We start from the raw sequence: 4,877 nt of genomic DNA on the forward strand, positions 1-4,877 counted from the left end.
TGTGGGTATCGGGTTGGCGTTGACGTTGACGGGGAATATGTCGTGGGGTGAGTTCGCGATGTCGGCGGTGGGGGCGATACCGGGGGCGGGTAAGGGTGCCCAGTTGGCGAAGCTGGGTATGAAGGGGGTGGGGAAGAACGCGGCGAAGGAGTTGGCGGAGCGGGCTCGTCCGTCGCGGTATATCTGCCGTGGTGCCGAGCCGGTGGATATGGCGACCGGGGCGATGGTCGATGATTTTGTGGATCTGACGATCGGTGGCGAGTTGCCGTTGATTGTGGAGCGTAAAGCGGTGTCGTCGTTCGGGTTGGGGACGGCGTTTGGTCCGTCGTGGGCGTCGTTGTTCGATTGCCGGGTCGAGGTGGATGCTGACGGTATCGCGTTGGTGAATGTGGATGGTTCGGTGTTGTGGTACGACCGGCCCGATCCTGACGCGGTCGGTGAGGTGATGCCGCGGGTGGGCACGATGCCGTTGTCTTTTGTTGATGGCGCGTATCGGGTACGCAATGTGGCTGCTGGTGTGACGTATGAGTTTTCGGTCGTCGGCGATGAGGGCTCGGTGCGGATGACCGCTGATGAGCCGCACCAGGATGAAGTACCCCGGGATTCGGTGTTGGCGGTTGGTTCGGTACCGGTGGCGGGTTCGTCGTCGTTGGCGGGGGTGGCGGACTCGGCGGTGGTGATCGGGCTCAGTGCGGTGGTGTCGCGGACGGGGCACCGGTTCGAGTTGGTGTATGACCAGCAGAGCGGGTTGGTCCGCGAGGTTCGTCATGGTGGCGGTGCGGTGGTCGAGGTCGATACTGATGCGGTGACGGGCCGGGTGTTGGGGTTGGCGGTGCGTGATGAGGTGGGTGTGTCGACCCCGGTGGTGTCCTACCGGTATGACGCGCGCGCCAATCTTGCCGAGGTGGTCAATTCCAGTGGTGTGCCGATGCGGTTCGCTTATGACGATGCTGCGCGGATCGTGTCGTGGACTGACCGCAACCGGGTGTCGTATCACTACCGGTACGACGATCGCGGCCGGGTGGTGCGGCAGGTCGGTACGTCGGGGATGTTCCCGAATGCGTTGGTGCATCTGCCGGATGTGGGTGCCGATGCCCCGGTGGGTGGCCGGATTGTGGTGTTGGTGGAGACGGTGACCGACGTGTTGGCCGAGCACGAACGTGATGAGCGTATCGAGGAGCGGTTGGCGCGGTTGGCGCAGTTGCCGATCGTGGCGTTGTTGGAGTCGGGTGGGTTGGCTGGGGCGGGGTTGACTGGTCGTGGCCGTGACGGTGCGGTGGACTCGAGCGTGGTTGAGCCGGGTTTGGTGGTTGCCGAGGAGTTGCTGGTTGATGAGGTGTTGGGCCGGATTCAGCCGTGGGTGTATCGCTCGACCGCGGCCGGTGATGTGTGGCGCATCGTGTCGGCCGAGGGGGTGGTGACCGAGTTCGAACACGATGTGCACCACAATCCGACGGCGTTTACCGGTGGTGATGGTGCCCGTTGGGAGACGGTGTTCGATGAGTTCGGGTGTGAGGTGGCCACGACCGATCCGCAGGGCCGGGTCAGTTCCATCGAGCGTGGGACGTGGGGGATGCCGGCGCGGGTGACCGATGAGGCCGGCCGGGTCAGTGAAGCCGTGCTGGATGGGTTCGGCAGTGTGGTGGCGGTGACCGATCCGGTGGGTGCGGTTACGCGGTTCGAGCATGTGGTGCGGGCTTCGGGTGTGGTCACTGCGGCGCGGGTGGATGCCGATGGTGCGCGCACCGAGTTTGACTATGACGCGGCGGGTCGGGTGGTGCGGGTGATTGATCCGGCGCAGCGGGTGTGGAGTTTTGAGCGCAATGTGTTCGGTGATGTGGTGGCGGTGACCGACCCCGATGGTGCGGTGACCAGCTCGGAGTTCACGGTGGAGGGCTGGTTGCTGGGCCAGGTGTATCCCGATGGGACCGGGGTGCGGTTGGGTTATGACGCGGAGGGCAACCAGGTCGAGGTGGTTGATGAGGCTGGGCATGTGACGCGCACCGAGTACACGGTGTTCGATCATCCGCGGGCGGTGATCGACCCGTCGGGTGGGCGTGTGGAGATCGGGTATGACTCCACGATGGAGCAGACCTGGGTGCGTAGTCCTGATGGTTTGTCGTGGCGGTTCGAGCGTGACCGGGATGCGCGGGTGGTCGCGGAAACCGACTACAACGGGGCGCGCAGCACGTTCGGGTTGGATGGTCTGGGCCGGCCGGTGGTGGTGACTGATGCGCTCGGGCATGTTCGGGCTCGACGTTTTGATCTGTTGGGGCGGTTGGTGTCGGAGGCGGCCACTGCTGATGGTGTGACCGAGTATGGCTATGACGTCGCTGGGGATTTGGTGTCGGTGGTCAATGGTGATGCGCGCGTGGAGTTCGAGCGCGATGGTGTGGGTCGGGTGGTGGCCGAGACGGTCAACGGGGTGGTGGTGCGGTCACGGTTCGACAGTGTGGGGCGGCGTACGGATCGGGAGGTCACCACGGGTGGGCGGTCGTGGTCGGCGACGTTCGGTTTCGATGCGGCCGGCCGGTTGGCGGGTATCGATGCCGGGGGACGCTTTTCCACCCCGGAAGGTCGGCGGATCGGGTTCGGCTATGACGGGGCGGGTCGGGAGAGTGAACGCCGGTTCGGGCGGTCGGCACGGTTACGGCAGTCTTTTGACCGGCGTGGCCGCCTGTCGCGCCAACACGTCCTGGCCGGTGCGGAACGAGTCGCCGGTGGGGAACAGGCCACCGGGGCGCAGCGGTTGGTGGCGGGGCGGGTGTGGTCGTATCGGGCCGACGGGTATGTGACCGGCGTGGATGATGCGGTGGCGGGGGCGACGCGCTTTGATGTGGACGCTTCGGGCCGGGTCACCGCAGCGGTCCCGTCGACTGTCGGCGGCACCCGCGCCGCGGGTACCGGTGCTGGTGGTGGTGAGTGGTTTGGGTACACGCCGTCGGGGGTGTTGGCGCGCGCGGATAGTGGTGCGGGTCAGCCGGTGGGGGTGGCGGCGTCGCCGGTGGCGGGTGTGGCGCGGGTGGATGGTTCGGATCGGGTGTCTCGGTCGGGGACGTTGGTCACTCGGGTGGGTCGGGATCGGTTCACCTATGATGCGGCGGGCCGGCTGCGGGTGCGGGTGCGGGCACGGTTGTCCCGTAAGGCGGAGGTGACCGAGTTCTCGTATACCGATGGCGGCCAGATTCGTGAGGTGGGGTGCGGTGATGGGACGCGCTGGCGGTACGGCTATGACGGGTTGGGGCGTCGGGTCAGCAAGTCCCATGTCGATCGTGATGGCCGGATTCTTGATGAGGTGGTATTCGGGTGGGACGGTAACGATCTGGTCCTGCAGTCGAATACGGCCCTGACCCCGCGCGGTCCGGTTGCGGCCGGGGCGTCGTCGACGTGGGTGTGGACCTATCACCCCGATGGTGGGGACGTGGTGTCTCAGGAAGTTGTCCACCACACCCCGCACACCGACACCACACCAGACAAGACAACACCCGACATCACGCCACCCGACATCACGCCACCCGTCGCCTATCCAGCACCCGATGGTCATCGTGGTGGTGTTGATGGGTGGTCGCAGGGGCGGGTGGATACCGAGTTTTATGCGATCGTCGCGGATTTGGCGGGTGCGCCGACGGAGTTGGTGGACCCGCTCACCGGGCAGGTTGCTGGGCGTGCGGTGCGCAGTGTGTGGGGGCACACCACCTGGCAGGGTGTGTCGAGTCCGTTGGGGTTCGCCGGTCAGCAACACGACCCGGAAAGCGGGCTGTTCTACAACCGGTTCCGGTTCTACAACCCGGCGACGGCCACCTACACCAGCCCCGACCCGTTGGGTGTGGGGCCCAACCCGGCCAGCGCCACCGCCTACGTCCACAACCCACACGTCGCGGTCGACCCACTCGGGCTTAAGATCCACTTCAAGGGGAAGGGTGATTTCTGGACGCGTAAGGAGGTCAAGGGTAAGAATGTGTGGCAGCGCGACGACCTATTCGACCCGACCCGTGTCGATGAGCGCGGCCGAACCAACCTCGAACGAATGAAGCGAGGAAATGCTCCGATTGGGCATGACGGAAATCCGTTGAACTTGCACCATATCGGCCAGCGAGACAACAGCCCGATTGTTGAACTTACACAACAGGTACATAAAGAGAATCACGGATTGCTGCATATCAATCCTAGTTCAACCCCTTCTGGGATTAACAGATCGGCATTCGACAGTTGGCGTGGAAGATACTGGCGGGCCAGGCGCCACGACTTCACGTGAGTGCTGAAGCGAAAGGAATAATTTCTTGGGTATCGAAGAAGTGCGGTCGTTTATAGACCGGGCACCGGCTGAGGACGGCGATTTCGAAGGCGCGGTAACTGAGGGCGAGATAGCCGATGCGGAGTCTCAACTTGGAGTGGCATTCCCCCCGTCGTATCGCCAATTCGTGGCGTCGTTAGGGCTTGGGGATGTTAACTCCAGAGAATTTTACGGGTTGATCCCCGGGAAGCCAGTTACTGCGGAGTCTGGGGTCCCGAGCGTTGGCATAAGCCTCAGGGAGCGTCTAGATAGCGGACTGCCAGCGTCGCTCGTGATTGTGAGCGATACGGGTATGGGTGAGTGGTATGTGTTGGATACGTCGGAGCGTGATGCGGATGGGGAGTGTCCGGTGAAGATTTGGTCGCCGGGTACGGGAGATTTTGTTCCAGGTGAGCGATTTGATGACTTCGGTGAGTTTGCTCTCGGCATGTTGAATGTCGACACTGGCGATTAGTTGGTGGCAGTGTTTTCGCGGCTTTGTCGGGTAGTGGTTTTTTCGAGGTTGATCACACGGTGGTGAAGTCTCATGCGGGGTCGTTGCAGGATGCTCTGGGGAAGTTCACGTCGAACTCTTCGGAGTTTG

2 protein-coding genes are annotated in these 4,877 nt (G+C 63.7%); both read left to right on the forward strand.

Annotated features, from left to right (window positions below; all coding sequences use genetic code 11):
- Positions 1 to 4,255, forward strand: a 4,255-nt coding sequence (locus tag ACWDTF_RS24570; RefSeq protein ID WP_449755230.1) for an HNH/ENDO VII family nuclease, incomplete at its 5' end; no start/stop codon positions are given.
- 25 nt (positions 4,256 to 4,280) lie between these two features.
- Positions 4,281 to 4,748, forward strand: coding sequence for an SMI1/KNR4 family protein (locus ACWDTF_RS24575; protein WP_240862853.1), 468 nt, complete (start codon positions 4,281 to 4,283; stop codon positions 4,746 to 4,748).
- Positions 4,749 to 4,877: the final 129 nt, after the last annotated feature.

It is taken from the genome of Gordonia sp. NPDC003422 (assembly GCF_053588675.1).